This is a genomic window from Streptomyces sp. WM6378, from assembly GCF_001279695.1.
In the GTDB taxonomy this organism is placed as follows: domain Bacteria; phylum Actinomycetota; class Actinomycetes; order Streptomycetales; family Streptomycetaceae; genus Streptomyces.
Genome location: NZ_LGDD01000325.1, coordinates 1 through 25,811, shown reverse-complemented (window position 1 = coordinate 25,811; position 25,811 = coordinate 1). Strand labels below are relative to the sequence as shown.

The following is a 25,811-nucleotide window of genomic DNA, read 5'->3' as shown; positions in this document are numbered from 1 at the left end:
GGGCGGCCTGTGGGGCGGTGTCAGCCTGCCTGTGCGGTAACTCTCGGGCGGGTCCGTGGTCTTTCGGTCAATGCCGTGGCGATGTCCTGGGCCCACGTGGAGATCTGTTTGAAGTCGCGGAAGTCCCCGCGCTTCCTCGAGCTGACAAGCTCCTGGGCGACCCAGCCTTTCGTATCGTCCCGCAGGCAGCCACCGAAGGTGACGTGCCCCCGCGCGTTGATCCGGATGAGGGCATGGTGCACGTCCGGGACGGGCGGGACGCCCCCGCCGTTCGCCGAATCGTCGAGGGGACCGCTGCTGAACAGCCACACCGGTTGTTTGCGCAGTGCTTCACCTTGGTCCTTGAGGAACCGTTGAGCGTCCTTGAGCCACCGCCCCTCGTAGAGCGGACTTCCGATGACGACGGCGTCGTACGCCTGGACATCGACGACATCGGTCACCAGCAGCATCTCGGGATTGCGGCCCTCTTCGTGCAGGACCTGCGTGATCGTGCGAGCGATCTCAGCCGTGGACCAATTCTTCGTCGCGTAGGCGACGAGCACCTTGCATGTCATGGTGATCGTCCCTCTCGGAGTTTCCTCAGCAGTCGCTTGAGGATCCCTCCACGAGCCGACACCCGGCAGGAGCCGAACGGCCCCTCTTCCGGCGGCTGTCTGCGCGGCATACCTCCCATGCGCCGCGGGTGTCGACGACACGGTGATCAGCTGCGTTGGGTAACTACCGGCTGGGGGCCGTTCTTCAGCACGTCGACGGCCTTGACCGGGACCGTGGCGGCGGTTGCCTCGCGGGCGAGGAAGGCGCCGAGTTCGCCGATGGTGCTCATGAGGGGGGCGGGGAAGACGACGGTGGTGTTCTTGTCGACGCCGATCTCCACCAGGCTCTGCAGGTTGCGGAGTTGGAGCGCGAGCGGGTGAGCCATCATCGTGTCCGAGGCGTCGCCGAGTGCCGCGGCGGCCAGCGATTCGCCCTCGGCGTTGATGATCTTTGCCCTCTTCTCGCGCTCGGCTTCGGCCTGTTTGGCCATGGCCCGCTTCATGCTGTCGGGCAGCTGGATGTCCTTCAGCTCGACCAGGGTGACTTCAACACCCCATTCGGTCGTGGTGACATCGAGGATTTCGCGGATGTCGAGGTTGATGCGGTCGGTCTCGGACAGTGTCTCGTCGAGGGTGTGCTGGCCGACGACTTTGCGGAGGGTGGTCTGGGCGATCTGGTCGATTGCCGCATGCACGTTCTCGATGGCGATGACCGACTTCACCGCGTCGACCACGCGGAAGTAGGCCACCGCCGACACGTCGACGCTGACGTTGTCCCGGGTGATGATGCCCTGCGACTGGATCGGCATCGTCACGATCCGCAACGACACCCGGCGCAGCACATCCACGAAGGGAATGATGAAACGCAGCCCGGGATTGCGCGTCCCGACCAGCCTGCCGAACCGGAACAGCACCCCCTTTTCGTACTGCGTCACCACCTTGACCGCCATGGCCAGAGCCACGACGACCAGAAGGCCGGCGACAGACAGAACGAATATCAGAACTCCCATGATGCTGCTCCTCCGCGAATGGGTACCGCGTTACGCCCGCATGAATGCGGAGGCACCGCTGCTCTTTGCCCGGGAAAGGACTGATGCGCCCTGTCGGCGGTCAATGGATCAGGGCCCTCAAGGAACACAAGTGCGGACTCTGCCTTGAGCATCGCCCTGTGCCCTGGCATCCGACAGGGGCCGGACGGCCCATCCCGCAGGATCATTCCCATCCGGGCCAGGGGCCGTTCTCGACTCACGGACCTGGCGGCGACAGACGAAGGAACCCGTTCCTCGGACGACACGGCTACGACCGGTTCCGCTGCCAGTCGGCCCACGACACTGCCGGGCGAAGTACGGAGCCGCCGCGAGGGCGGCAAGCTGGGCCACGATCACGGGAATGCCTGCTCGGGTGGCTGTGTCTGTGTCCATTGCGGCGGCGATGTTGGCTTGACTCTTGTCCAGGGCAGGAGGTGGGGAGCAGGTTGTTGATGATCTACTTGTTCTAGATGTCGATGACGGCGAGCGCCTATTGCATGACGGCTCCTCGCAGCAAGCGCGCTCTGGTCCCCTCGAGCCGCCACCAGAGGGCGGAGAGCTCTCCGTCGGCGTCGCCTGTCAGTCGCCGCGAGCGTAGGCGCAGGACAGGCTGCTCGCGATCTGCGGCTGGTGGTTGTTGGGCTGAGGCGTCCATGGTGTGCCCCCTGTGACGGGGCCCGTGCTGCCCTTGCGGCTACACCAGCCCGGAAGGTGTTCGTTCGAGGAGTGTGCCGTGCGGCGGGCTCGCGCCGCACGGCACACTCCGGGGCGCGTGGCCGGTTTTCCCGATCCCCATCGTCGGCCACGTGCCTTGGGGCCCTGACCGCTTGACACGCGGGGCGTGCGGCCGGGCAGGTGTGGGAAGGTCAGGTGCCTGCGGTGGTGTACCAGGGTGCGTGGCAGCCGAGGCGGATGTGTCCGTCGGGGGTGCGATGCAGGCGCAGGCCGTCGTCGGGAGTGTGGCGGGTGAGGGGGTCGGTTCCGGGTCGGATGCCGTCCTGCTGAAGGATGTTGGTGCGGGTGACGTCCAGCCAGGCGGGCCGTCCGGCGACTGGCAGATCGTCGTAGTCGGTGACCGCCACGGTGATGCCGATGTCATCCGCGGTGATCAGAAGCCGGTAACGGGCGGCGTTGGTGTGCCCGTAGATGAACTGGGCCGAGACGCGTGCCGCTTCGCTCAGCCTGCGTGCCAGCCAGGTCGGTATTGCCGCGGAATGCAGGGCAGCGGTGGCCACTTCGGCCAGTGCTGCCTGGCTTCCCGGCAGCCGCGGCGTTTCGTAGGAGAGCGCGAGATGCCGTACGGGGAGGTGGGTGCCGGATGTAGTCGTGTGGTCCTCAATACGGGGCAGGCCCCTCATGCTGACGGCGCGTCCCATTGATGACTCCCCTCTAATCCACGGTCATGACCACGGCGGGGGCTGCAAGGGCGGGGCCGGTTTGACGCCCCAACAGTCACGCGCATATATCAAGACGCCCGGGGGCTGGGGGCTCTCAGACACTACGCTGCCCCCGGGGCAGGGGGCAGACGCGTACCCGCCATCCGCTGGCCGCATGCCTCAGGCGTCGGGAAAGAGCCGCGAATCCAGTACATCCGTACGCCACGATTATGGGCCGGCGTATCCGCAGGAGGCGTGGTAGCGCCCGGGCATGCCTCCGTGCCTGGCGTCTTCCCCCACGCATCCCATGGGGCTCAGGTGTTTGCAGGGGGTGGCGAGGAGGGTCGGCTCATCGGGGTCCCGGAGGGGGACATGCAGGTGCCGCCTTCGGTTTCCCAGGCTGTTTCGCGTTTCGGGGTGTTGCGGATGCCGCGTGCGATGGCGGCTTCGTTGCGCCATCAGGGACGCCTGCGGTCAAGATGCTGCCGGGGATCGCTGCGGCGTTTATCAGGCGGGCTGCGGCGGCGGGTTCGGTCTCGGGCGGGATCACCAGAAGGTCCCAGCGGCCGACCGTGCAGCAGAGCAGGATCAGTTTGTCGGGGTGCTGTTCGGTGAACCAGCCCACGTGGACGGTGTGTCCGGCGACCGGCACCTTGTGCGGGATGACGGGCCAGTGGGTCGGGTTCACGGTGACGTGGGGGATCCGCCCCCAGGGCTCGTCGAGAGCGGCTGCGAGCGGGGGAAGCTCGGCTTCCAGACCGCGCGAGTAGGGCCACCAAACGCCGTCGAGCTGGCCGGCAAGGGGGGTCTTCGGAGTAAGCGACAAGCGTGCCGCTAGCCCTGCACCCAGGTCGCGGGGCACGGTCAGGTCCAGGGCTGTGGTCATGGCGGACCCCACCTCGGGCTGCCTGTCGGCTGGCCCGGTTCTTCGTGGTCGCCGGGAACCCGGTACTTTAATTCTACACTTGTGGAACCGACTCTGACCGGGTTGACCGGGAGTTTCACTGCGAATGGGGCAGCGCAGGCTCTGGGGCGAGTGTGGCAGGAGCGTCGGATATCCGCCGTGACCGAGGGAGCGGGCGCGGCGACGGGGAGACTGTCAACGCTGTGCACCGATCGGGGTGCGAGTTCCGTGACGGGACTGGTGTCCCGCGCCATCCAGGCCTCGAACCAGTGGCCTGAAGTTCACGGTACGTAGTGTCGACAGAGGGGGCCCGGTTCGCTGAATCTCCAGGTGGCTTGGACCTGGGATAATCCCGCGCTCCTGGTGGCTGCCTGTTGAGGAGCGGGCCCGCCAGGCAGTTGGGGGGAGCCAAGGCCGGGCGGCGCCCGCGCAGGCCGGTCCTGTTCCAGAGCCGGTCGGCCCTGGACAGAGCCGTTCGGCAACCCCGTCGCCACGACGAACGGGGCACGCTTGCAGTAGAGGATGCCGTCGCCGACCGCAGTCCTCAGAGGCTCCCCCCCCGGAGGAACTGCCGGGCTCGCTGACGGCCTCTCAGGCGGCGCAGTTCGCAGCTGCCGGGCAGTAGCCGCCGCAGCGGGATGGCGTCGGCTACTGCCGCGTCCGCCCATGCACGACCACGGGACGGCGCGCGGGAAGTGGTCCGGCCCGGTGGCGGCCGTGCCCCCTGTGCGGAGCAGTCTTCTTCGCCACTGGCTGATGTGACCCCGAACGCGTCGGCCACAGCCACAGCAGTCATTCGATGGATCGGTCCACGACTCCGTGGAGCGGCAGCGACGGCAGCCGAATCCGCTGGCGGGGTGCAGCGCAGCTCACGCGGTGGTGTCCGGGCGGATCCAGGGGGTGCGGGAGCCCAGTCGTATATGTCCGTCCGGGGTGCGTTCCAGGAGCATGGCGCTGGTGGCGTACCGGTTGGCGGGCGGCTGGGCGTCGTGTCGCGCTCCTGGTGGTTCGTACCTGCTGGTGTGCAGAATGGGTAGCCAGGCAGGTGAGTCGTCCATCGCGGGTTCGTCGCTGTCGGTGACCGACACCGTGACGCCGTCTGTGTCCGCGTGAACCAGGAGCCGGTAGCAGGACGCTTCGCTGTGGCCGGCCACGTACTGGGCTGCGACGCGGGCGGTCTCCTCCACGCGCCAGGTCAGCCAGGCGGGTGCTCCGGTCGCGGCAAGGACCGCGCCGACGGTCTGGGCCACCATCGTGTTGCTGTCGTGGACGCACCGCGCCGTCAATGCGATCGTCATCCGCTGCCCCGCCCAGGACTGTGGGGCAGCCGACAGCGCGGCGGCGGGGGCGTTCCGCTGCGCGCTTGCGGAGTCTGGTACTAGCGTCAGGTGGCTGGCGCGTCCCATGTCTGCCTCCCGAGGTGTGAGCGCGAAATGCGGTCAGCCGTGGGAAGGGGCCGGCTCTGGCTGGTCTCTTTGCGGTTTCACGCGTTCGCCGAGCGGCCGGGGTCTGGGACCTACCAGGGACGCTACGCTCATCGTGAGGCTGAGGCCATACCCTTCGGCGCCATGCGCGACCGCGCCGGCTGGCCGTCCCGGCGGTGCTGGAGCGATCTGTCGGCGTGCATGTCAAGCCCTACCGCCGGTATTCACCTGACCAGTGGGTTCTTCGCACAAGAGAATCGGTTCTCTGCTCCGCTGCCATCAGTGGCTTCATAGGGTTGCCGGGAGTCATCACCACCCCGGACCCCGGTGGCCCCCAGCCGTACTCATGCCCCTGTCCCTGCCGGGGCCGGCCGCTGCCACCGAGGTGATGCCATGAGGCACCGCGTCCCACCCCCGACCCCTCACCTGCGTACGCACTGGACCCGCGCCTACACCGTCCTGGAGTTCCACGGCGAAATCGATATCGCCGCCGCGGTCCAGATGATTCCGCACCTGGACGCCGCGACCGCGGAACCCCGACCGCGGATCATCATCGACCTGACCCCGACCGAGTTCTTCGACGGCTCCGGGCTCCATCTGCTCTGCCGCACCCGCCGCCAGGCCGAGGAACGAGACGGGCACCTGCTCCTGGTCTGCCCTCACCCCTTAACGCTGCGGATCCTGCATACCGTCCACCTTGCCGATGTCTTCCATCCCGCTCGCACACTGCAAGAGGTGCTCGGCCGGCCGACCCCGGCCCATGGGCCGGACCCTGGCCCCGACAGCCCCCCGCCCACCGAGGGCACCACCGACGCCATTTCGTGACCCGCTGGGCATGCCCCTCATGGCTGGGAAGTGCCCGTGGATCTCCGCGCCGACGAGCGGGTCACCTCGCCGAACCCCAAACTGGAAACGGGGTACAGGCAGGCGCCAGGAGGCAGTCATGACCACCGCACACGACATCATGCACAGCGGGGCCACATGCGTACAGGAGACCGAGACGCTCATGGACGCGGCCCGGAGAATGAGCGAACTGGACGTCGGCGCACTGCCGATCTGCGGGCCCGACGACCGTCTGCACGGCATCATCACCGACCGCGACATCGTGCTGAAGTGCCTGGCCATCGGCAAGGACCCGCACCACATGACAGCCGGGCAGCTCGCACAGGGCAAGCCGATCACCGCCTCGTCGGGATGATCAGCGAGGCTGACCTTGCCCGGCACCCGTCCGAGGAGCAGGTGGGCCACTTCGTCGAGACGATCTGTGCACAGCGGTAGGCCGCGGTGTGTCGCCTTGGCGTGGCCGATACTCGCTCAGGACGTGACACCGACAAGCCGGGCACTTGTCACGTAAGGGCTTCAGGACGTCGTCCAGAGCGGCTTTCCCGCTCATTCCGAGCTGGGCGTGAGTTCTCGGATCGTACGCCGCGCCGTGCCCCCTGTGCACGGACTTCGGTGTCGAGGCGCACGGCCGTGACACAGACCACTGGTCCTTTGCCGCAACCGGGCTCGGGCTGGGCACGGCGCTGTGGGGTGTGGCGTTCAAGGTGAGACCCGCGTGCATCCGGAGGCCGGGGCTCCCTGTGGTGATTCGGCTCAGTCGTGGGGGACGACGGCGACGGGGCAGCGCGCGTGGTGGATGGCGGCCTGGGTCACGGGGCCCAGGCGCGGCAGCGGGGGACGGTGCCTGCGGCGGCCAACCACCAGCAGCCCGGCTCCCTGAGCGGCCTGTACGACGGCCCTGGAGGCGCCCTCGAAGCCGAGGCTGTCCGTCACCTCCACGCCTGGGAACTTCTCGCGCCAGGAGCGGAGGGCAGGGCCGAGGTGTTTCTGTGTGTCCTTCGTGATCGCGTCGATGACGTTGTGGTCCAAGCCCCAGGGGACGTACGCGAAGAGCGGCACGTTTACGCCATGGACGACCTCAAGGGGAACCCCCCGCTCCGCTGCGGCACGAAACGCGAACCCGAGCAGCTCGTCGCTCGGACCGTGCAGCTTCAGTGCCACCACTACTCCGTCCGCCCCACCCGAAGCCGACGACGGCTCCTGTTCGCGCGCTCCGGCCCGCACCAGGACCACCGGCTGCTCGGCCCGTGCCACGACGGACATGCTGATGTCGCCCAGGAAATAGCTCTCGGCGAGTGCCAGCCCTCGTGAGCCGACCACGAGCATCTGGGACTCTGACGCCGCCTGAAGCAGTGCGGTCTCGGCATCCTCGGCGACCAGGTTGGTGAGGATGGTGAGGCCCGGGTGGCGCGCTTGGAGCTCTTCCCGTGCCTTCTGCACGATCCGCTTCGCCCAGTAGTTGTGATCGAGCTCCGCCGGGACACGGGTGGGTTCCGGCACCAGCTGGGGCCACGCGTGCAGCAGGCGCAGCGTGACCTTGCGCCGCTCGGCCTCGTCGGCGGCCCAGTGAGCGGCGGCAAGGCTCTCGGGTGAGCCGTCGAGGCCCACGGTGATGACTGGCTCCATGACGCCTGTCTCCGTCTCGTACGAGGCTGGAATGAGGTGAGCGTGTCCGTGCCGGTGCGCTGGGCATGGCGCTTCTCATTCGAGGACTACCCCACATCTGTCTGTGGCGCATGTCGTCCCTGGGTACGGCATGAGCTCGGAACGGACTTGGCAGAGCGCACCCGCGGTTCGGCCGTCGAGCGAGGTGTCGCATGAGAACGCAGTGTCCGCCCTGAGCGGCAGAGGGCGCAACGCCTTCGCGCCGGTCCTCCGGTCCAGGGGACTCGGAGATTTCGACGCGCTCGTTCGGGGCTCGGTCGGTGTGGCTGTGGCCGCCCGCGCCGACTGCCTGGTGGTCGTGGTGCGCGGCGGGGCGGAGTGCCGGGGGCGCCCGGTTCGGGCACGTCGGGCGGCGTCGAGGATGGGGAGGGCAGTGGTTCGGCGGTGCGGTTAGCCTTCCGCGAGGGCCCATCTGCCCGGTGTATCCCCCGAAGGGCCGGGGGCGGTGCCATCGGCCCTTGCTCCGCCCCGGTCCCCGTGATGTCTCACGTGCCCGTGGGGGAACTCTGTGAGTCGTCGGTCCGGTACGCGATGTGCTCGGCGACCGAGACGACGCCGTCGACGCTGCGGCACAGCCGCTCGATGACGGGGATGAGGCTCTTGGCCTCGACGGATCCACCGAGGGTCACCCGCCCCTCGCGCACCTCGACCGTCACCTCCGAGGGGAGAAGCCGCAGCGTACGTTGCAGCACGTCCCCGGTGAGCTCGTCACGGATGGCGTCGTCCCGGCGCAGAAAGATCCGTAGCAGGTCACCGCGGCTGACGATGCCCTGGAGCCGGTCCGCCTCGTCCACCACCGGCAGCCGTTTGACGTTCTGGACCGCCATGAGGCGGGCCGCCTCGGCCACCGTCCACTCCGGGCGGGCACACACCGCGGGAGCCGACATCAGCTCCTCGGCCGTCGCGCCCTCGGCCTTGGCCCGCTCCCATGCCTCCAGATGCGGAATCGGTGTCCGGCCGGTCGAGTCGGCCTGGGTGGAGGACTTGCGCAGCAGGTCGGCCTCGGACACCACGCCCATGGGGCGGTCCAGCTCGTCGACCACAGGTACAGCGGTGACGTCGTTGTCCGCCAGCAGCTTGACGATCTCCTTGAACGGTGTGTCGCGCCGGGCCCGGACGACGTTGCGGGTCATGAGCTCATCGACCGTACGGTGGTGCATCTCGCCTCTCCGTTCCGGGTGGTGACACCCAGGGGCGGTCACGTGCCGAGGGTGTCGGAGGGACCCTCTCAGGAGCCGGTCCCGGATCGGGGTCTGTCAGCCCATGCGGTGGAGCGTCGCGCGTGGCACGTTGGGTACAGCACCATTTTGAGGAAGCGGTGGCGATCATGCGAGCTCAACTCGGCGATCAACTCGTTGTCGAAAGCCCGGCCACCGGCGCCACCCGGCGCGACGGCGAGATTGTCGGACTCCACCACTCGGACGGAACCCCTCCCTATGACGTGCGCTGGTCGGACACGGACGAGGTGACACTCGTCTTCCCCGGGCCTGACGCACATGTTCATCACATCGAGCACCAGCGCGCAGCAGGTGAGCAGGCAGGTGCCGTGTCCGGCACAACCCCGCCGCGCAGGGTGCCCAATCCCGGTGACGTCGGCCGACGCATTGCCGCCGAGCGCGAGCGGCAGGGACTGACCCGGGCAGAGACAGCCCGCCGCGCCGGAATGGCGCCGGACTACCTGACGTACCTGGAAGAACGGCCGGCCGACCCGAGCGTGGCCGCTCTCATCAAGCTGGCCGACGCGCTCGGCACGAGCGTCGCAGCCCTGCGCGGGGGCGGCATCGATCTTCCCCCAGGCCAGGGCCGGGCACTCCTGCACCCTCGACTGCGGGACCTCGGCCCCGACGAATGCCGCGCCCGGCTCTCCACGCACGGTGTCGGGCGCGTCGCGGTGTCGACGCCCGACGGCCCGGCGGTCATCCCGGTCAATTATGAGGTCGTCGACGACGCGATCGCCTTCCGGACCGCACCGGGCTCGGCTCCTGCGGCAGCCGTGGGATCGGAGGTCGCCTTCGAGGTCGACCATGTGGACGAGGCCATGAGCCAGGGCTGGAGCGTGCTCGTCGTCGGCCCCGCGCGGGTTGTCACGGAGCCCGACGAGGTGCGACGGCTGGCCGATCGCGCCCACACCACGCCCTGGGCGGGCAGCGGACGCGAGATGTGGGTGTCGATCCGGCCCACCCGCATCACGGGGCGCCGCATCAGCCCGGCCGGTCAATGAGCGGCCACGGACTACCGTCACCCGGCGCGCGTTACGTGGCCGGGGTTCCGGGACCGCAAGAGCGGGCCCCGCCCAAGACCCAAGGGCTCGCCGAAGCGCGAAGGGAGACTCCGGTGAGCCAACCAGCACATCCTCAAGAACGCGCACCCGCCCTGGTCCACGACGCTGCCGCCGCACCGTCGATGCACAACGCACAGCCGTGGCGCTTTTGCTACTTCCAGAGCAGCAACACCTTCCACGTACGCGCCGATTTCGACCGCGTCATGCCGCACGCCGACCCCGACACCCGCGCACTGCACCTCGGCTGCGGCGCCGCCCTGCTCAACCTTCGGGTCGCCGTGGCCCACGGGGGCTGGTACCCGGCCACCCGGCTGCTGCCCGACCCTGCCGACCCGGCCCTGCTCGCGACCGTACAGCTGACCGGCCTCGGCAGTGGCGACAGCGACCTCGCCTCGCTGTATCCGGCGATCCATGAGCGGCACAGCAGCTGATTCCCGTTCGAGGAGACGGAGATACCGAAGGCCGTGCGGACGGCCCTCTGTGATGTCGCCGACCGCGAGGGCGCATCGCTGTCCTTCGCCACCGCCTGGCATCTGCAGACGGTCCTGGAACTGGTCGAGGAGGCCGAGGCACGCAATCTGACCGACCAGGGCAGCGACGAGGACCTCGCCGCGTGGACCCGTATCGGTACCGCAGCGGTGAACACGGCCCAGGACGGGGTCCCCGAGTACGCCTTCGGGCCGCGCAAGCTCGACGGCAGGGCCCCGATGCGCGACTTCGCCGGCCCCAGGCAGGTGGAGGGCCGCCGTGCGAGCGGGTTCGAACGCTCCCCTCACCTGGCCCTGCTCAGCACTGCCCACGACCGGCCCGAGGACTGGGTGCACGCGGGCCAGGCCATGGAGCGTGTCCTGCTGCTGGCCACGCTCGAAGGCCTGGCCAGCTCGTTCGCCACCCAGGCCCTGGAGTGGCCAGACCTGCGCTGGCCGTTGCGGGAACCGATATCCGGCACCGGCCACGTACAGACGGTGCTACGCCTCGGCTACGGTCCCAAAGGCCCCAGCACACCACGCCGCCCGGTGCCGGAGATCCTCGACATCCAGCCCTGACGGGAGTTGCCCGAACAGCTCACTCCGCCGCAGTGGCGGACCCGCCGGTGAGATGCGGCTTGACGTCCACGACGCCTTCCACTGCACGGACCAGGCGCACGGCCACCGCGATGAGCGAGGAGTCGCGGATGTGTCCGCGGAGGGTGACGACTCCCTCGTGAACGTTTCACGCGGATGCCATGGCTGGCCGCCGGGAAGAGGGCAGGACCACCCACCGCTTGGGTTGTGAAGTGCGGCCCGAACAAAATCGCCGTCGTTCACATCCGGCCGCTGTCCACCAGGACTCCCAGTCCTCGTGAGCGGACACCCGTTGCCGTTCGCTCCGGCGCAGGCCCACGTGCCGGACGATCTCCGCGGTCCTGCCGTTGACTGGGCGCAGTCCGTCGCTGTTGACGAGTGCGCCGGCGGGGCGCAGCAGTGTGGCAAGGTCTTTGGCAACTGGATAGGTGTGTGGGGCTGGTGGGCATGCGGCATCGCGGGGTGGCCCGGGGTCTCAGGTGCTGGCGGGTGTCCAGGGTCTGCCGCGCAGGGCAGCGGTGAGAACATCGAGCATGGTCTGGCCGTGGCGGTCGGCGGTGGCGAGGTAGCTGCGAATCACCGCGAAGTCTTCGGCGTTGGCCAGGGTCCGGAGGCATCCGGAGATCTTGATGCGGAGTTTCGCCATTCTCATCGTCTGCTCGGCTGGGTTGTTGTCGAACGGCAGGGCTGGGTCGTGGACCCAGCGCAGGTAGTCGTTCCAGCGGCGGTGAAGGCGCTGGAACAGAGCGTGGTGCTTGGCCTCGGTTTTCGAGGAGCGTGCGGCGATGGCGGTGATCCCGTCGGTGACTGCGGTCCGCAGCGCCGACAGTTCCCCGGCCTTGAGGTGGTCGTCGATGTGTTCGGTGTCGATGTCGCGGGCGGCGTCGGCGGCCTTCTTCAGCGCGAGGGGGCCCATCAGGATGCGCCACAGCCCGCTGTCTCTCGGTCGGTGCGGATCCGCACCGCCTCGACCAGGGCCCGCTCGGCACTGCCCTTCATGAACAAGATCGCCGCCTGGACCGACCCCGTCATGAACGACGCTGAACTCGCCGCCCTCATCGACGACCATCGCACGGCCGAAGCCCAGGTTCTCACGGCCGGCGCCGAGTCCAATCTCCTCAAGCTCGCTGAACCGCGCGGCATTCGGTGTCTTTCGGATTGTTGGGAAGCCTCCGCTGTCGTGCCTGGGCAGGTGCGTCGCAGGGGCTGTCCGGGTTTGATTGCTCGGCGTCCGATGACCTGTTTTTCTCTAGCGGGTTGCTGCGGGTCTGCCTAGCCTCCTTTCGGTATCTCGGTCTGCCTGCCCTGTGATCGCCCGGCCTCGTGCACGGCGGAGTCGGTGGGTGGACATCTGCTCAGCGAGCTCGCATCCGACGCACTCCGAGGAGCGGCACCATGCAGTGGAGAACGCTCGTCGGCACCGCAGTTGCCGGCCTCTTGACGCTCACGGGTATCTCGACTGGCCAGTCGGCACCCGGCTCGTTCGTCGACCCCCTGCACATGGTGGACACGATTGCCTCAACGGTCCCTGCGAACGGGGACGTCAACCCCTACGGTGTGGCGGTAGTGCCGCAGGATCGGGGCAGCCTTCGCCAGGGCGATGTCCTGGTCAGCAATTTCAATGCCTCATCGAATCTTCAGGGCACCGGGACGACCATCGTGCAGATCAGCCCTTCCGGGGCCGTTTCGACATTCGCCCGGATCGATCCGGCCCACCTGCCCGGGGCCTGTCCCGGCGGGGTCGGGCTGACCACGGCGTTGGTGGTCCTGCGCAGTGGCTGGGTTGTGGTGGGCAGCCTGCCCACCACAGACGGCACTTCCGCCACAGCCCGGGCCGGATGCCTGATCGTCCTCGACAGCCACGGCAGGGCCCGCCAGACGATGGCCGGGTACGGCATCAATGGACCCTGGGACATGACCGCACGCGATGGCGGAGACAGCGTCGACCTGTTCGTCACCAACGTGCTGAACGGAACGGTCGCCGGCAGCCCGGCCACCGTGCGTAAGGGCACCGTCCTGCGGCTCAGGGTGGCAGTCGGCGACGACACCTTCCAGCTCCGGTCCGTCACCCGCATCGGGTCCGGTTTCGCCGAACGCACGGACCCCGCAGCCCTGGTTGTCGGCCCGACCGGCGTCGGACTCGGCCGCGACGGTACGCTCTATGTCGCCGACAGCGTCGACAACCGCATCACCGCGATTCCGTACGCACTGACCCGCGCGGACAGTGCAGGCACTGGTCAAGTCGTCACCGCAGGAGGCAATTTGAACACTCCGCTCGGCCTTGTTGTCGCCCCCGGTGGAGACGTGCTCACGGTCAACGCAGGCGACGGCAATCTGGTGGAGACCACCTCCTCCGGCAGCCAGATCGCGGTCCGTGCCCTTGACAGCAGTGGGACACCTCCCGGTGCGGGCGCGCTGTTCGGTCTCGCTGTGTGTCCGGGAGCGCGCGCCGTCTACTTCGTCGACGATGCGACCAACACCCTCGACATCCTGCACTGACCAGCCAGGGCCGGCTCGCACCGCGGACTTCGCGGGCACAGCTGTGAAGGTGTCCCTCTCCCGCCGAGGATGGGGGACTCCTTCACGCGCGGCCGTTCCCCGTCGCTCGGGGGAGGGGGGAGGGGGGACGCATCACCGCCGAGATCCGTGACCATTGCAGCCCGGACACCCTCACACTCAGGCTCGGCCGGCGTTATCTGCCCCGCTCCGAGTGCCCTTTCGTGAATGGTCTGGTGGCCCGGGAACGGCACCATCCGTGCCACGCGCGCGGTCTCACACCGTCCCGGTCGACGTGCGCCGCCCGTGCCAGGCCCGTTTGCGGCAGCGGGGAGCGCATTACACCGCCGCGACAGAACGTTCGCTACCAGCCGACCAACTCGACCCACACTCGGGGCAGTTCACGGTCACACCGTTCTGCACCGCCTCGGTTCCCGCCCGTGTGCGCCGCATCCGGCGCCAGTGTCGCGAGCAGCACGCCGACGAACAGAACACCGCCGACGCCCTCGCCTTCGCCGCCGGCCGCGACGATCCGCGCGATCTTCGTGGAGCCGTCCTCGTTGAGCCGGAGCGCGCGGCCGATGTTCTGGACGATCTCGACCTGGGGCCGCGGGTGTCGGCGAAGCAGATGGCTTCCACGCCCCGCTCGCCGGTGATGTCGACGCCTTCTCCGAGGATGCGTACGGAGGTGAGGAACGCGCGGTGTACGCGCCGGTTGTTGGTGTCGATGCCGCGTGCGAACTGCCGCAGTGCCTCGAGTCGTTCGGAGACGAGGTGGTCGTCGCACAGCCAGGCGGACCAGACACGGTCCGGGGGTACGTGGCGGCTGGCCTCCAGCTCGTACAGCTCGGTGTCGATCGACGACTTCGGCAGGCTCTTCGCTTTCGCCACGGCTTCGTCGGACGCTTCGGTGACATACAGCTCGGCGGCCGTCTTGGGCAGCTTTGCCGCGACCGCTTCGGCTTAGTCGCCGCGGACGCCGCTGTCTTGGGCGGACTGGATTGGCTGAGACAGCCGTCACGGCCTGGGATGCCCCGCCGCGAACGCCCCGGCGGCGACAGCGGGGAATTCCGCCGCGCCAGCCGAAAGAAGCTCCCGGACGAAGTCGGCATGCTCGTCGGCCATCCAGCGTTCGGTGGCCAGATGGGCCACGGCCATCCAGACATCGGTGTGGCGCGCCGCGCTGTCTGCTGGTCTGGTTACGATCCGGAGCATCGGCTGTTGGCCAGTGTGCGGTCGAGGAGGGGGGGACCAAGCGGTCCCAGTGGCGCTGTAGTCCGGCGGGGGCGAAGGTGTCGGTGTCGGACACGGTGAAGCCGTGGACGGTGCCGGGGCTGTCGGAGGTTGTAGTCGACCTTCGCGGCGTCCAGGGCCAGGTTGCTCGCCCAGCGCCTCGGGCGTCAGGTCGCTCTCGGCGTGGCCGAAGTGGACCTGGGCGGTGATCTCGGCGAAGGCACCCGGCCGTACCGCCCGCTTGTCGGCGTACGTGTGAATGTCGTACGTCGGCACCCGCGGACCGGCGGGAGCCGCCGACGTTCGGGGGACCGGCGGTCCGTGCGGACCGCCGGTCCCTGGTCGGCATCTCACCGGCACTGCCCCTTCGGCGGCAGTACTCCGATCGTGAGGTTCACAGCGGTTCCCGGGAGGGCCGGCGTGCCGGCGTGCGGGGTCTGCTGGGAGACGGTGTTGTTGTGATTGCATGTCCGGTCGACGACTGTGGTCACCCTGCCGACGGCGAAGCCCGCGGAGTTCAGGATCGACGTGGCTACGGCCCGGGTGTCATCGCTCACGTCCGGCACCACCAGGGTGAGCTTCTGCCAGGCCGAACCGTTGGACCACCTGATGATGTTCGGCGCCTGCAGCTTCGCGGTGTAGGTGGCGTCGTCGGGGAAGGTGACCAGGATGGTGTCGCTGTTGATCACGACACCGGTGGCGGTCGGACGGTGCTGGGAGGACATGTCCACCGTCAGGACGTCGTTGACGTCCGACATCACCGGCCGCGCGGACCCCCCGTCGGTGAACGTGCCGTTGACGTCGAACACCAGCGGTGTGGCAGCGGCCACGGCGGCGTGCGTCGGCCCGGACGCCGTGTGCGCGCTCGCTCCGACGGGTGTGGCGGGCGCGGATGTGAGCTGCGCAGCGTTGCCTGCTCCTGCTCCTGCCGCGTTCAGGACGGTGGCCAGGGCCGCCGTCAGCAGCCCTCCGAAGATCTTGTTGCGGACTCGCATGACTGCTTTCCCCCTTGGGCCCGGTCCAGATGTGAGCGGGTACAGGCCCTGACTTTTCTCCCGCGTCACGGTCAGCATGGCCGGGCTCGCAGCCCGGCCTCCATACGAGGTTCTGCGTATGCCCCGGATCAGGGCGGCCGAGTAATCTCAGACCGGCCTGCGGATGAAGGGGGACCTGATGGGGAGCTCGTTATCGGTCTCCGACCTGGACCTGCGCACCTTGGCGGGGATCGTCGCCGAGAACCGCACCGACGGGGCGGCGCAGGGACTGCCGCCGTCGTTGCTCAGTGACCTGATGGGCCAGATCCACTGTGACGAACTGACCGTCGCGGGCTTCGACAGTCACCGGCAGGCGTGGTGGCTGACGCAGGTCGGCCCCGGCGGCGACGAGACGCCCGATGAGGCCGCCGACTTGACGCACTGGGAACACTACTGGGACTGCCGGCCCTGCAGTTACCCCGACCGCAGCGGCGACCTGCGCAGTGTCGTGACGATCGCAGACTTCTACTCAGCCAGGCAATGGCACAGCACCGGCATGTACACCGACTATTACCGGCCTCTGGGAATCGAGCACGAACTCATGCTCAGCATGCCCGCCGGAACACCGGGGACCAGCGGCTTCGGCCGGACCTTGCGGATATTCCTGTTCCGAGGGCCCGGCCCGGACTTCTCCGAACGCGACCGCGCGCTGCTCACATTGCTGCGGCCCCACCTGCACGAGGCATACCTGGACGCCGAACGGCGCCGGCACCCCACTCCCCAGCTCACGCCCCGGCAGTGGCAACTGCTGCACCTGCTCGCCGCGGGACACACCAACATCCAGATCGCCCGCCGGCTGGGCGTGTCCGAAGGAACCGTGCGCAAGCACTTGGAGAATGCCTACCGACGGCTGCAGGTCTCCAACCGCATGGCTGCGGTCACCCGCGCCTTCCCGCAGAGAGCGGCCGGTCCGTGCCCGCACTCCGAACTACCGCACGGGCAGCGTTGATTGCACTCAGCCGACTGTACTGGTCGTAAACTCGGCCACTGGCGCTGAGCTGGGCTTTCATACAGCTTGGCGGTACTCGTTGATCAGGCCTGCGAGGACGGGTCGGCGTCGGATCTGATCGGGTGGCGTGGGGAACGGGATCACTGTCGTGTCGTCGTTTGGGGCGCGCAGGTCCATGCCTTCGCCTTGATGGCTGCGGCCGGTGTTGCAGTGATCGAGATAGGCGGACAAGACGGCGCGCAGGTGGCGCTCGCCAACGATCAGCATCCAGTCGGTGCACTCGGCCCGTACGGTGCGTACGAAGCGCTCGGCGAACGCGTTCATCCGCGGGGTCTGCGGCGCGGTCTTCACGATCTCCATCCCCATCGAAGCGAGCACCGCGTCGAACGCGTCGGTGAACTTCGCGTCCCGGTCACGGATGAGGTGGGTGAACCTGTGCCCGGCGTCTTCGAGCCCTGCGACGAAGTCGCGGGCGAGTTGGGTGGCCCAGGCGGCGCTGGGGTTCTGTGTGATCCCCAGCAGCTGCACGCGCCGACTGCCTGGTTCGATGACGAAGAACACGTACAAGCGCTTGAGCGTGACGGCACAGTCGATGTGGAAGAAGTCCGTGGCCAGGAGGGTGTGGGCGTGGGCGCGCAGGAAGGAGCGCCACGCATCGTCTCGGGCCGCGGGTGGCGGTATCCGGTGGGCGCGCAAGGTCTTGCGGATCGTGGAGGCCGCGATCCGGTGCCCGAGCCGGCGCAGCTCGCCCTGGATGCGCACCACGCCCCACCGGCGATTGTCCCGGGCGAGTCGGAGGATCAGTTCCGCGAGCCCGGCGGGGATCGGCGGGCGTCCCGGCGGTTTCGGCTGGCGCCACTTCGCCGACGAGCTTGCGGTGCCAGCGCAGCAGCGTTCCGGGGGTGACGATCCGGTGCCCGCGCAGCGCCTTCGGCCCGATGTGGGCGAGGGCTGCGAGTACAGCCCGATCCGGCCAGGCCGGGCGCGGCATCGGGCTCACCCGGCGCAGGATCGCGACCTCATGCCGGAGCGCGAGGATCTCCGCGTCCTTGGACGCCGAGGACCGGGCGAGGAGCGTCAGCCAGGACAGCACCGTGACCAGCAGCCGGTAGACCAGCGGGACAAACATGGGAACTGACCATGGCCATGCCGAAGCCGCAGGTCAAGCCATGTGGCCGAGTTTTCGACCAGCACAGGCGGAGGGCCGGGGGTTTTAGACTGTTCTTTCCAGGAGTCCGGTTCTGAGTGGGAAGTGGCGGTTTCCGGTGGTTGAAGGTGCTTCGCCTGCTGTTCAGGGCCGGTTGCTGGCGCCGTCTGAGGCGCTGCATGTGGAGCCTGCGGAGAGCGTGGCGTATGCCGTCGTGGTCGAGGGCCTGTTGGATGTTCTCGCGTTGTCGAGGGCGTTCGAGGCGGTGTGCCGGGCGCATCCGGTGTTCACGGGATGCATCCGGTCCGGGGATGCGGGCCATGAGCTTGTCGTGGGTGAGGGCCGTGGTGTTCCTGCTGTCCGGGTCCGCGCCGGGGACGGGGATCCCGCGGCGGGCCGGGGGCTGGACCATGCGGAGGAACTCATCGGCCTGGAGGTGTCCCGTGCCGGTGACTGCTCGACGGTCACCTTGCTGACGGACCACACCATCGCCGACGCCACTGCGTCGGTGGCTTTGCTGGCCGAGCTGTGGGGGCATTACACCGACCTCGTCGAGACCGGGCTTCCCACGCCGATCGGGGTGTTCCCGATTCCGCAATCCCTGGAATCGCTTCTGGCCCGCCGGGGTGTCACCAGGCTCGCGCGCAACGGTGTGGAGGCGCTCTTTGAACCGGTGACACGGCGGCCAGTGTGGCCGGAGGCGGTGTCACCGGCCGTGGCCTCTCCCACTGCCGAACCGGCCCTGCCGGTCCATCGCCGGATCCGGTTGACCGCCGATGCGACCGCGGCGCTTGCCCGGCTCGGGCGTGCCAACGGGATCTCCGTGCACGGCCTGACCTCGGCGGCCGTGATGATCGCCCACGCCAAGGCCGCCGCCGGCGGGCCAAACGACGTGGTCGTTCCCTTCATGTATCCCGTCGACGTACGCACCCGTATCAGCCCGCCGGTGGACGCCCTGGCCGGAACGAACATTTTCGGGACGGCCGGATTCAAACGATCCGTCGGCGCGAACACTGACCCACTGCTGCTCGCCAAGGCCCTGCTCGCCGAACTGGACGCGAGTATCACCGACGGTGTCGTACAGCAGTCACAGCTCCACCTGACCGGCCAGGACCAGGACAGATCGGCACCCGCCGGCACACCGGTGGCGCTGTCGGCGGACACCACCATGCTGACGAACTGGGGACGCATTCCGGACCTGCGCACACCCGCGGGGCTGACCATTGAGGACTTCCGCGGCGCCATTCTCAGCCAACGCCTCAGGCCGCCTGCGGGGGCGACTCCCGGCGAACCTCCTGCCCCCACCTCCGGGGCGACTCCCGGCGAACCTCCTGCCCCCACCTCCACCTACATCGTCACCACCTTCAACGGACGGCTCAGCGCCGAACTGGCCACCGCACACTGCGCTCCACGCGCCGACGACATCGTCTCCGCCCTCGACGAGACCATCCACCAGATGACCACCTGAACCGTGTTGGGTGGCCCGGTGACCCGGGTGGTGTGAACGACGGCCTGCGCTGCTGCCCCGGCCCTGTCCGAGGGGCGGGTGCTCTGGGAAGCGTGCCCCCAGTTCAGCGGCCCGCGATGACCGCAGACACCGTGAACGCACGTACGGCCCCGGCGCAGACCGCGATCGACGCGCTGGTGCTTGGGCGACGCGGCAGCCGGGGATGCAGAACGAGCTGGTCCTCGCTGTGCCTTGACTGCCCAGGCCGTGTTCGATCGCGCGCACCGTATCTTGCGTCAGTTGCTCGGCCTGGCCCGCAAGAGCGAGGACGACGTTGACCTTGGTGGAGAAGGCGGCGACACGGTCGAGGAACTGCACGTCACGCATCCGCTGGAGGAGGTTGGGACGACGCAGGAGGGCGCCCACGGCCGCGTCGACGGCTGACTCCACCGGATAAATAACGGCCTCGTAGCCGGGCCTGCTGCACAGCTACGAGCATCTCGTTGCGCCGCGAAAGCAGGAAGTGGGTGTCTGCCTCGTCGAGCTCTGACGCGATGACTGCCTCAATAAGCTCGTTGATCAAGACTGTAAGGCTCTGGCCGTCGGCCTCAGTCAGACCGACTTCCACTTGGGCCCGGCGAAGGTCGCGGGCGGCGCCGAGCAGACTGTAGATAGCAGCGCTGCTGGCCGTGTCACCGCCACTGCAGAAGTGCTGCCACACCTGTGTGATCGGAGCGCTGGGGCTTACGGACGACTGCAGAGCAGCCTCAACACTGGCAAGCGGCCCCAGCAGATACTCACGTTGCTCAGGGTCGGGCACTGCAATCTCTACTGCCTCGCGCACCTTCCTCGGCAGCTCCATCGCTTCGGCGAGGCGATGGAGAAATTCAGCGCTGTTTTCCCGCAGAGAGGTTCCCCCGTAGTCCATCGTCTTGGCCCACGCGGTCCAGTTGCTCACAGTGGGGCCCAACTCTTTGCCTACCCGGCAAAACTCAAGAGAAGGCCGTGAAGCCTCTCAGCCGGGTTGTCGATGCACTCTGTCACCCCTTCAGCGTAGAGGGCGTGTCAGTCACTGACACGCCCACGTGGGCGCCTTCGGCGAGGAGGCGGTGTGCGGTCGCGAGGCCCCATGCCGCTGGTGCCGCCGGTGATGGGGATGGTCTTCCCGGTGTGGTTCATGCTGATGTTCCCGTCAGGGTGTGCGTGATGTGGTCGCTGAGGTGGGGCAGCCAGTTGGGCCGCGCGTTGCCAAGGAGGTGGTCGCCGTGTGGGACGGACAGGTAGGTGCCGTGTGGTGCCAGGCGGGCCAGGGACTCGCCGTTCGTCACGCCGGGGATGACGTCCTGATCACCGTCCACGACCAGCAGTGGGGCCGCGATGCGGGGTGCCAGGGCGGTGAGGTCCACGTGGCGTGCGAACTCGTGGGCGGCGTCAATTCCTCCAGCGCGTCGGGCCATGATCTCGTGTACCGGCGGGGGCAGTTCCTCCCAGTCGAGGCGGAAGGGACCGCTGACGGTCGCGACGGCTGTCACGCGCGGTTCCAGCGCCGCGGCCCGGGCCGCGAAATAGCCGCCCAGGCTCAGACCGACGAGCCCAATGCATGCGGCGCCGAGGGCGTCGATGACCCGTCCCACGACCCGTTCGTAGTCCGGCACGAAGGTCGTGGTGGCCGCGAGAACGCCCTGTCCGGGGCCGTCCATCGCGAACACAGCCAGTCCTCTGGCCAGCAGTGCGGACACGAGATCGAGGAACTCCTCCTTGGCCGAGTCCAGGCCGGGGACCACGACGACGGTCCCCGGTGCGTCGGAGGGGCCACGCAGCCAGCCGGTGAAACCCTCGCCGCTCACCCGCCGCGCACCGGGCTCCAGCACGGTGAGAGCTCTGCTCAGGGCGTGATCAGCCTCGACGGCAGCGCGAGGTGCCTCCGGGTACGGCGCCAGGGTGGCCAGGTGGAACCACCGGGCCGCCATCAGCAGGTACTCACCCGCAGAGCGGGATGATTCCGCGCCCTCCGCACGCTGGAGGTAGCCGCGTCCGGTGTGAAGGAAGGCTGGCCCCCAGTCGGCGACGGAGGCAAGGCCATCGGTGACGCGCCGGTACTCGTGAGGGTCCACGCCTGCACCGGTGGCACGGGTCCACTGGGCGGCGGCGAACTCGGTGGGGCTCATCGTGCTCCTCCAGTCAGCAGGACGGCCTTGCCACGTATCCGGCGCTCGCGCAGGTCGACCAGGGTTTCGGCGGTCTGAGCCCAGTCGGCGATGCGGCTGATCTCCGGGTGCAACCGGCCCTGTTCCACGAGGCTCACCAGGGCTGCGAGATCGGAGCCGTACGGGGCGCCGGCGTAGTGGAAGTGCTGGATCGTGACGCGCTCGGGCCCGTCAAGGAGTTGGAAGAAGTCGAGGGACACCGGGGTGCGGCTCGCCTGGCCGAACCAGACAAGCAGGCCGCCCGGGCGCACCTTCGACAGGGCGAGTGCCAGGTCCGGCCCACCCGTGGACTCCAGTACGACATCGAACGGTCCTTGAGCCGTCGCGACCTCGTGCACCACCTTCGCTCCCAGTTCCGCGAGCCGCTCGCCGCGCACCGGCGTGGCCGTCACCGCCGTTAGCTCGGCTCCGGCCCCAACGGCGAGTTCAGTGACGTAGTGGCCGACGCCGCCTGATGCGCCGGTCAGCAGTACCCGTCGGCCGGCGAGGGAACCGGCCGTACGCAGCAGCCTCAGGGCAGTGATCCCGGCCAGGGGCAGAGCCGCCGCCCGTACGCTGTCGATGCTGTCAGGGAGCACCACGAGCGAGTGCGTGGGCACGGCAGCGTACTCGGCCCAGCCGCCCTGCGCCGGGTGCCCGACCACGCGGGTGCCGATGCCGGGACCGGAGCCGTCGGCTGCCGCCTGTACGACGAGCCCTGCGATGTCCTTGCCGGGCAACAGCTCCGGCCGGGGGTGTTCGAGAAGGAACGTCTCGCCCCGGTTCGGGGCGAACGCCTCGATTTTGATCAGTGCCTCATCCGGCCCCGGCACGGGCTGGGGGACCTCGGCGAAGGCGACGGGGCGCGGTGCCTCTCCCGTGGGAATCAGTCTTTGCATGGAGAGGATGCAACCCCCGCAGCCGCCCCGCGATCCAACAACTACCAAGCAAAGCCGACAACTTTCGGTTGTCACCTATGGTGGGAGCCATGGATCTCGACGTGGCGCAGGTACGTGCCTTTGTGCGCACCGCCGAGGAACTGCACTTCGGCCGGGCGGCCAGGACGCTCGCGATCTCCCAGCAGGCGCTGTCCAAGAGGATCGCGCGGCTGGAATCTCTGCTCGGCACCGAGCTGTTCCAGCGCGGCGGCAACGGCGTACACCTCACCGAAGCCGGACAGCGTTTCCTCCCACCGGCCCGGCAGACTGTGGCCGCCGCCGACACCGCAGTCGCGGCGGCGGTCGGGAAGGAATGTCCGCTGCGCGTAGACGTCTGGGGGCACCTCTACGCACCGATGCGCACGCTGGCCCAAGTCGCCGGACGGGCCGGGGAGCTGGCCTTGGGGCACGGGCGCGATCTGCCGTCGGTGGCGACGGCACTGCTGAACGGAGACATCGACACGGCTTTCGGCCGGGTCCACCCCCCGCTGCCCGCCGGGCTGGCACACCGCCTCGTCCGCCTCGAACCGGTGGACGCTGTACTGAGCGCGGACCATCCGCTCGCAGCCGAACCGGCTCTGCGGCCTGACCAATTGCGCGACAGCGTGCTGTGGGCGCCCGGCGCGCTGGATCGGCTCGACTTCCTCCACCGGTTCGCCGACCGATTCGGCATCCAGAAAACGGCCACGAGCGTCAACCTGGGGCTCACCCACTTCCTCGCCGAGGTGACGGAAGAGTCGCGACGCTTCTCGCTGGTGCCTGCCGATGTGCCCCTGCCGCAGGTCCCCGGGTTGCGCTCCGTTCCCCTGGTCGATCCCACGCCGCTGTACGCCTGGTCGCTGCTGTGGCGCTCCGGCAACGGTCACCAGGGGCTGAACGGCCTCGCCGCCGCCTGCGCCGAGGAAGCAGGACGAAGCCGATGGCTGGAGTACGACCCGACCCGCGACTGGCTGCCTGAACCACCCACGACCGGTCCCGGACGAGAATGACCTCGTCGAAGCAGACAGCGCTGGCCCGGCTGCAGAGCCTCCGTGCCGCGATCGAGGCCAGGGCGATGATCTGTATCTACGGGCAGGCAGGCCGGGGCAAGTCGTTGGCGGTGAACACCTCGCTGCGTGAGCTCGCGCCGAAGCTGACGCGCCGGATCCAGTTCCGGGGCCCGTCCCTCGACCCGCGACCTGCGCCACGAGCTGTTCCACGCCCTCGGCTTGCAGGGACGTCCGCCCGCCCACGCGATCGAGTTCGACCGCTGCTGCGCGGCGCCCTGGAGGAGACGCACGTCCTGGTCTGTGACGAGGCGCAGTGGCTGTCCGTGTCGACGGTCAGCCAATTCGGCTCTGTCGATGATCTTGTGACGGTGCCGGTCTGACCTGGGCATCAACTGGGTGTGCAGTTCGGGGGATTTGGGGCGGTTGCTGCCGCATTTGGCCGGTGTGGTCGAGTCGATCGAGCGCAGGGCCGGGGCGGTCAGGTTCCGCACCCGGTCCAGAGAAGTGTCGGCGAGGTGCCCGCACTGCCGGATGCCGTCCGGGCGGGTGCACGGCCGGTACGTACGCCGGCTCGCAGATGCCCCGGTAGGCGGCGCCTCGACGGTGATCGAGGTGAGCGTACGCCGGTTCAAGTGCATCAACTTCCGTTGCTCAGCAGTGACGTTCGTCGAGCAGATCGACGGGCTGCCCCGGCCCCATGCCCGGTACACGCCGCTGCTGCGGGCCGCGCTCACGACCATCGCGTTGTGCCTGGCGGGGTGCCCGGGTGCCCGGCTGGCCGCCGCGCTGGGCATCCGCGTCGCCAAGGACGTCCTGCTCAACCTTCTGCGGGCCCTCCCCGAACCGGACGCGCATCAGGTCAGGGTGCTGGGTGTCGACGATTTCGCACTCCGCAAGGGCGACTCGTACGCCACCATCCTGGTCGACCTGGAGGCGCGACGGCCGCTCGACGTGCTGCCCGGCCGGGACGCGCAACCGCTGGCGGAATGGCTGGCTGGGCATGCCGAGGTCGAGGTGGTCTGCCGGGACAGGGCCGGCGCCTACGCCGAGGGCGCCCGGACCGGTGCACCGCAGGCCCAGCAGGTCGCGGACGCCTGGCATCTGTGGCGCAACATCGCCGAGGCCCTGGAGAAGACTGTCGGCACCCACCATGGTTGCATCCGCGCGGCGTTCACCGTCCCCACCGTCGCCGCGCAGGACGCCACGACGCCCCTGGTCGCGTCGGAGCCCGAGCAGCCGCCCCACAACGGTGCCGGGTTCGTCCCGCCGGACGGCACACTCAATGTCCTGGGCCGGCCCCGACGACTGGTGGCCCGCACCACCGAACGCTACGCCGCGGTCCAGCAACGCCTCGCCGAGGGCAGGACACTGGCCGCGATCCGTCGCGAACTGCGACTGGACCACTCCACCGTCCGCCGCTTCGCCCCGGCCACGAGCCTGGACGAACTCCTGGTCAAGGCCATCAACCGGGCCTCCGTCCTGGACCCGTTCAAGCCCTATCTGCACCAGCGATGGGCCGAGGGCTGCCACGACATTCCCCGGCTCCACCGCGAACTGCGCGAACGCGCCTTCACCGGCGACGTCCAGAGCGTCCGACGCTACTTCCGTCCCTTCAAGCGCCCCCGAAGCCCCAGGCCAATACCGCCTCCGAGGTCTTCGCCGCCGCCCCGGCTCACCCCGAAACCCTGCCGGGTCGTCCGCTGGATCATGACGAACCCCGGGGCACCTCGCCGAAGCGGATGCCTCCGAGCTCAAGGAACTCCGGACCGCCTGCCCCGAACTCGACGCCGCCACACGGCATGACCGCGACTTCGCCGCCATGATGCGCGACCTGCGCGGTGACCAGCTACCCGACTGGATGGACCACGTCCTCACCGACGACCTGCCCGCCCTGCACAGCCTGGTGAACGGGATGCAGCGCGACCTCGGCGCGGTCACTGCGGCCCTGACCAGCCCGTGGAGCTCGGGCCAGGTCGAAGGACACGTCACGAGAGTCAAACGGATCAAGAGAGACGGATACGGCCGGGCCAACCTCGACCTCCTCCGCCGCATCCTCCTCAGCCCTTGACCGAGATCACGTCACAAGATCATCGACAGAGCCGAATTTCAAGATCGCTCACAGCCCACCGGGATCGTTCCTGCCCCAGTGCGGGCCGATGGTCCCGACGAGCGAGACGGCGGCTCATGAGTTCCCTGAGTCAACCTCTATGGCGCTTGGGGCGGGTCGGCGGGCGTATTGATCTTCCCGTTGGTTCGGTGGATGGCGGGGTCGTA

Annotated in this window: 25 protein-coding genes and 5 pseudogenes; 13 read left to right on the top strand and 17 right to left on the bottom strand. The window is 68.8% G+C overall.

The features are described 5' to 3' along the window. Nucleotides 1-20: 20 nt before the first annotated feature. The 5 genes from ADK54_RS34525 to ADK54_RS34505 form a co-directional block, all read right to left on the bottom strand. A complete protein-coding gene (locus ADK54_RS34525) occupies nt 21-554 on the bottom strand; it encodes a flavodoxin domain-containing protein (protein ID WP_053729741.1) in 534 nt (177 codons plus the stop codon). Between the two features lie 146 nt (nt 555-700). Next, a complete protein-coding gene (locus ADK54_RS34520) occupies nt 701-1,543 on the bottom strand; it encodes a slipin family protein (RefSeq protein ID WP_053729740.1) in 843 nt (280 codons plus the stop codon). 884 nt (nt 1,544-2,427) lie between these two features. Beyond that, the gene (locus ADK54_RS34515) at nt 2,428-2,937 is read right to left on the bottom strand and encodes a hypothetical protein (protein ID WP_159047989.1); all 510 of its coding nucleotides are present in this window, start codon (nt 2,935-2,937) and stop codon (nt 2,428-2,430) included. A 349-nt stretch (nt 2,938-3,286) separates the two neighbouring features. Then, nucleotides 3,287-3,823 carry a DUF5994 family protein gene (locus tag ADK54_RS44095; protein ID WP_234392330.1) on the bottom strand — a complete coding sequence of 179 codons (537 nt, stop codon included), beginning with the start codon at nt 3,821-3,823 and terminating at the stop codon, nt 3,287-3,289. 887 nt (nt 3,824-4,710) lie between these two features. After that, nucleotides 4,711-5,139: a hypothetical protein gene (locus ADK54_RS34505; RefSeq protein ID WP_053729737.1), complete on the bottom strand. Its 429-nt coding sequence runs from the start codon at nt 5,137-5,139 to the stop codon at nt 4,711-4,713. 519 nt (nt 5,140-5,658) lie between these two features. On the opposite strand from ADK54_RS34505, the gene ADK54_RS34500 reads away from it, so the two are divergent. Next, complete coding sequence (locus ADK54_RS34500) at nt 5,659-6,090, top strand: STAS domain-containing protein (protein WP_053729736.1); 432 nt, start codon at nt 5,659-5,661, stop codon at nt 6,088-6,090. Nucleotides 6,091-6,208: 118 nt separating this feature from the next. Beyond that, nucleotides 6,209-6,463, top strand: a complete 255-nt coding sequence (locus tag ADK54_RS34495; protein ID WP_420717456.1) for a CBS domain-containing protein — start codon at nt 6,209-6,211, stop codon at nt 6,461-6,463. Nucleotides 6,464-6,861: 398 nt separating this feature from the next. Here ADK54_RS34495 and ADK54_RS34490 read toward each other — a convergent pair whose 3' ends face one another. Together ADK54_RS34490 and ADK54_RS34485 are read right to left on the bottom strand one after the other, a co-directional pair. Beyond that, nucleotides 6,862-7,734: a universal stress protein gene (locus ADK54_RS34490; RefSeq protein ID WP_053729735.1), complete on the bottom strand. Its 873-nt coding sequence runs from the start codon at nt 7,732-7,734 to the stop codon at nt 6,862-6,864. Between the two features lie 524 nt (nt 7,735-8,258). Next, the gene (locus tag ADK54_RS34485; protein WP_053729734.1) at nt 8,259-8,933 is read right to left on the bottom strand and encodes a CBS domain-containing protein; all 675 of its coding nucleotides are present in this window, start codon (nt 8,931-8,933) and stop codon (nt 8,259-8,261) included. A 167-nt stretch (nt 8,934-9,100) separates the two neighbouring features. Here ADK54_RS34485 and ADK54_RS34480 point away from each other — a divergent pair, with 167 nt between their 5' ends. The 3 genes and pseudogenes from ADK54_RS34480 to ADK54_RS48960 form a co-directional block, all read left to right on the top strand. Further along, entirely contained in the window at nt 9,101-9,994 is an 894-nt protein-coding gene (locus ADK54_RS34480) for a pyridoxamine 5'-phosphate oxidase family protein (protein WP_053729757.1), read from the top strand. A 113-nt stretch (nt 9,995-10,107) separates the two neighbouring features. Then, a complete protein-coding gene (locus ADK54_RS48965) occupies nt 10,108-10,485 on the top strand; it encodes a hypothetical protein (RefSeq protein ID WP_420717455.1) in 378 nt (125 codons plus the stop codon). A gap of 18 nt (nt 10,486-10,503) precedes the next feature. Further along, nucleotides 10,504-11,100, top strand: a pseudogene (locus ADK54_RS48960) (nitroreductase); the annotation flags it as partial. A gap of 19 nt (nt 11,101-11,119) precedes the next feature. Here the strand turns inward: ADK54_RS48960 and ADK54_RS44090 are convergent. After that, nucleotides 11,120-11,300 (bottom strand): annotated as a pseudogene (locus tag ADK54_RS44090) (BON domain-containing protein); the annotation flags it as partial. A gap of 293 nt (nt 11,301-11,593) precedes the next feature. After that, nucleotides 11,594-12,034: an IS66 family transposase gene (locus ADK54_RS34470; RefSeq protein ID WP_053729733.1), complete on the bottom strand. Its 441-nt coding sequence runs from the start codon at nt 12,032-12,034 to the stop codon at nt 11,594-11,596. 81 nt (nt 12,035-12,115) lie between these two features. On the opposite strand from ADK54_RS34470, the gene ADK54_RS45310 reads away from it, so the two are divergent. Next, nucleotides 12,116-12,394 carry a hypothetical protein gene (locus tag ADK54_RS45310; RefSeq protein WP_107090686.1) on the top strand — a complete coding sequence of 93 codons (279 nt, stop codon included), beginning with the start codon at nt 12,116-12,118 and terminating at the stop codon, nt 12,392-12,394. Between the two features lie 224 nt (nt 12,395-12,618). After that, nucleotides 12,619-13,617, top strand: a complete 999-nt coding sequence (locus tag ADK54_RS34465; RefSeq protein ID WP_234392334.1) for a hypothetical protein — start codon at nt 12,619-12,621, stop codon at nt 13,615-13,617. Between the two features lie 523 nt (nt 13,618-14,140). Here ADK54_RS34465 and ADK54_RS44085 read toward each other — a convergent pair. From ADK54_RS44085 to ADK54_RS34455, 4 genes and pseudogenes are all read right to left on the bottom strand, one after another. Beyond that, a pseudogene (locus ADK54_RS44085) lies at nt 14,141-14,577 on the bottom strand (helicase); the annotation flags it as partial. Nucleotides 14,578-14,631: 54 nt separating this feature from the next. Next, on the bottom strand, nt 14,632-14,829 hold the full coding sequence (locus ADK54_RS46440) for a hypothetical protein (RefSeq protein ID WP_159047988.1): 198 nt from the start codon (nt 14,827-14,829) through the stop codon (nt 14,632-14,634). Next, nucleotides 14,814-15,063: pseudogene (locus tag ADK54_RS47915) on the bottom strand (dienelactone hydrolase family protein); the annotation flags it as partial. The pseudogene ADK54_RS47915 and the gene ADK54_RS46440, both read right to left, overlap by 16 nt. 134 nt (nt 15,064-15,197) lie before the next feature. Further along, nucleotides 15,198-15,842: a PASTA domain-containing protein gene (locus ADK54_RS34455; protein ID WP_053729731.1), complete on the bottom strand. Its 645-nt coding sequence runs from the start codon at nt 15,840-15,842 to the stop codon at nt 15,198-15,200. A 178-nt stretch (nt 15,843-16,020) separates the two neighbouring features. On the opposite strand from ADK54_RS34455, the gene ADK54_RS34450 reads away from it, so the two are divergent. Beyond that, nucleotides 16,021-16,830 carry a helix-turn-helix domain-containing protein gene (locus tag ADK54_RS34450; RefSeq protein WP_159047987.1) on the top strand — a complete coding sequence of 270 codons (810 nt, stop codon included), beginning with the start codon at nt 16,021-16,023 and terminating at the stop codon, nt 16,828-16,830. Nucleotides 16,831-16,887: 57 nt separating this feature from the next. On the opposite strand, the gene ADK54_RS34445 is transcribed toward ADK54_RS34450, so the two are convergent. Continuing rightward, on the bottom strand, nt 16,888-17,595 hold the full coding sequence (locus ADK54_RS34445; RefSeq protein WP_234392329.1) for an integrase core domain-containing protein: 708 nt from the start codon (nt 17,593-17,595) through the stop codon (nt 16,888-16,890). A 581-nt stretch (nt 17,596-18,176) separates the two neighbouring features. On the opposite strand from ADK54_RS34445, the gene ADK54_RS34440 reads away from it, so the two are divergent. Then, nucleotides 18,177-19,445 carry a phthiocerol/phthiodiolone dimycocerosyl transferase family protein gene (locus ADK54_RS34440; protein ID WP_053729729.1) on the top strand — a complete coding sequence of 423 codons (1,269 nt, stop codon included), beginning with the start codon at nt 18,177-18,179 and terminating at the stop codon, nt 19,443-19,445. 358 nt (nt 19,446-19,803) lie between these two features. Here ADK54_RS34440 and ADK54_RS46435 read toward each other — a convergent pair whose 3' ends face one another. The 3 genes from ADK54_RS46435 to ADK54_RS34425 form a co-directional block, all read right to left on the bottom strand. After that, nucleotides 19,804-20,382 (bottom strand): hypothetical protein, encoded by a 579-nt coding sequence (locus ADK54_RS46435; RefSeq protein WP_159047985.1) that lies wholly within the window; start codon nt 20,380-20,382, stop codon nt 19,804-19,806. A 217-nt stretch (nt 20,383-20,599) separates the two neighbouring features. After that, nucleotides 20,600-21,592 carry an alpha/beta hydrolase family protein gene (locus ADK54_RS34430; protein WP_053729727.1) on the bottom strand — a complete coding sequence of 331 codons (993 nt, stop codon included), beginning with the start codon at nt 21,590-21,592 and terminating at the stop codon, nt 20,600-20,602. Further along, entirely contained in the window at nt 21,589-22,509 is a 921-nt protein-coding gene (locus ADK54_RS34425; RefSeq protein ID WP_053729726.1) for a zinc-binding dehydrogenase, read from the bottom strand. Before ADK54_RS34425 ends, ADK54_RS34430 begins: the two co-directional genes overlap by 4 nt. Before the next feature lie 89 nt (nt 22,510-22,598). On the opposite strand from ADK54_RS34425, the gene ADK54_RS34420 reads away from it, so the two are divergent. The 4 genes and pseudogenes from ADK54_RS34420 to ADK54_RS45305 form a co-directional block, all read left to right on the top strand. Next, complete coding sequence (locus tag ADK54_RS34420; RefSeq protein WP_053729725.1) at nt 22,599-23,537, top strand: LysR family transcriptional regulator; 939 nt, start codon at nt 22,599-22,601, stop codon at nt 23,535-23,537. Continuing rightward, complete coding sequence (locus ADK54_RS34415) at nt 23,534-23,917, top strand: AAA family ATPase (RefSeq protein WP_053729724.1); 384 nt, start codon at nt 23,534-23,536, stop codon at nt 23,915-23,917. The genes ADK54_RS34420 and ADK54_RS34415 overlap by 4 nt, the downstream gene beginning before the upstream one ends. Nucleotides 23,918-23,933: 16 nt before the next feature. After that, nucleotides 23,934-25,340: an ISL3 family transposase gene (locus ADK54_RS34410; protein WP_324610214.1), complete on the top strand. Its 1,407-nt coding sequence runs from the start codon at nt 23,934-23,936 to the stop codon at nt 25,338-25,340. Further along, nucleotides 25,315-25,605 (top strand): annotated as a pseudogene (locus ADK54_RS45305) (transposase); the annotation flags it as partial. The gene ADK54_RS34410 and the pseudogene ADK54_RS45305, both read left to right, overlap by 26 nt. Between the last annotated feature and the right edge of the window lie 206 nt (nt 25,606-25,811).

Coding starts and splice junctions, on each gene's coding strand:
- ADK54_RS34525 (WP_053729741.1), bottom strand. CDS start 554: ATGACATGCAAGGTGCTCGTCGCCTACGCGACGAAGAATTGGTCCACG.
- ADK54_RS34520 (WP_053729740.1), bottom strand. CDS start 1,543: ATGGGAGTTCTGATATTCGTTCTGTCTGTCGCCGGCCTTCTGGTCGTC.
- ADK54_RS34515 (WP_159047989.1), bottom strand. CDS start 2,937: ATGGGACGCGCCGTCAGCATGAGGGGCCTGCCCCGTATTGAGGACCAC.
- ADK54_RS44095 (WP_234392330.1), bottom strand. CDS start 3,823: ATGACCACAGCCCTGGACCTGACCGTGCCCCGCGACCTGGGTGCAGGG.
- ADK54_RS34505 (WP_053729737.1), bottom strand. CDS start 5,139: ATGACGATCGCATTGACGGCGCGGTGCGTCCACGACAGCAACACGATG.
- ADK54_RS34500 (WP_053729736.1), top strand. CDS start 5,659: ATGAGGCACCGCGTCCCACCCCCGACCCCTCACCTGCGTACGCACTGG.
- ADK54_RS34495 (WP_420717456.1), top strand. CDS start 6,209: ATGACCACCGCACACGACATCATGCACAGCGGGGCCACATGCGTACAG.
- ADK54_RS34490 (WP_053729735.1), bottom strand. CDS start 7,734: ATGGAGCCAGTCATCACCGTGGGCCTCGACGGCTCACCCGAGAGCCTT.
- ADK54_RS34485 (WP_053729734.1), bottom strand. CDS start 8,933: ATGCACCACCGTACGGTCGATGAGCTCATGACCCGCAACGTCGTCCGG.
- ADK54_RS34480 (WP_053729757.1), top strand. CDS start 9,101: ATGCGAGCTCAACTCGGCGATCAACTCGTTGTCGAAAGCCCGGCCACC.
- ADK54_RS34470 (WP_053729733.1), bottom strand. CDS start 12,034: ATGGGCCCCCTCGCGCTGAAGAAGGCCGCCGACGCCGCCCGCGACATC.
- ADK54_RS45310 (WP_107090686.1), top strand. CDS start 12,116: ATGAACAAGATCGCCGCCTGGACCGACCCCGTCATGAACGACGCTGAA.
- ADK54_RS34465 (WP_234392334.1), top strand. CDS start 12,619: ATGGTGGACACGATTGCCTCAACGGTCCCTGCGAACGGGGACGTCAAC.
- ADK54_RS46440 (WP_159047988.1), bottom strand. CDS start 14,829: ATGCTCCGGATCGTAACCAGACCAGCAGACAGCGCGGCGCGCCACACC.
- ADK54_RS34455 (WP_053729731.1), bottom strand. CDS start 15,842: ATGCGAGTCCGCAACAAGATCTTCGGAGGGCTGCTGACGGCGGCCCTG.
- ADK54_RS34450 (WP_159047987.1), top strand. CDS start 16,021: ATGGGGAGCTCGTTATCGGTCTCCGACCTGGACCTGCGCACCTTGGCG.
- ADK54_RS34430 (WP_053729727.1), bottom strand. CDS start 21,592: ATGAGCCCCACCGAGTTCGCCGCCGCCCAGTGGACCCGTGCCACCGGT.
- ADK54_RS34425 (WP_053729726.1), bottom strand. CDS start 22,509: ATGCAAAGACTGATTCCCACGGGAGAGGCACCGCGCCCCGTCGCCTTC.
- ADK54_RS34420 (WP_053729725.1), top strand. CDS start 22,599: ATGGATCTCGACGTGGCGCAGGTACGTGCCTTTGTGCGCACCGCCGAG.
- ADK54_RS34415 (WP_053729724.1), top strand. CDS start 23,534: ATGACCTCGTCGAAGCAGACAGCGCTGGCCCGGCTGCAGAGCCTCCGT.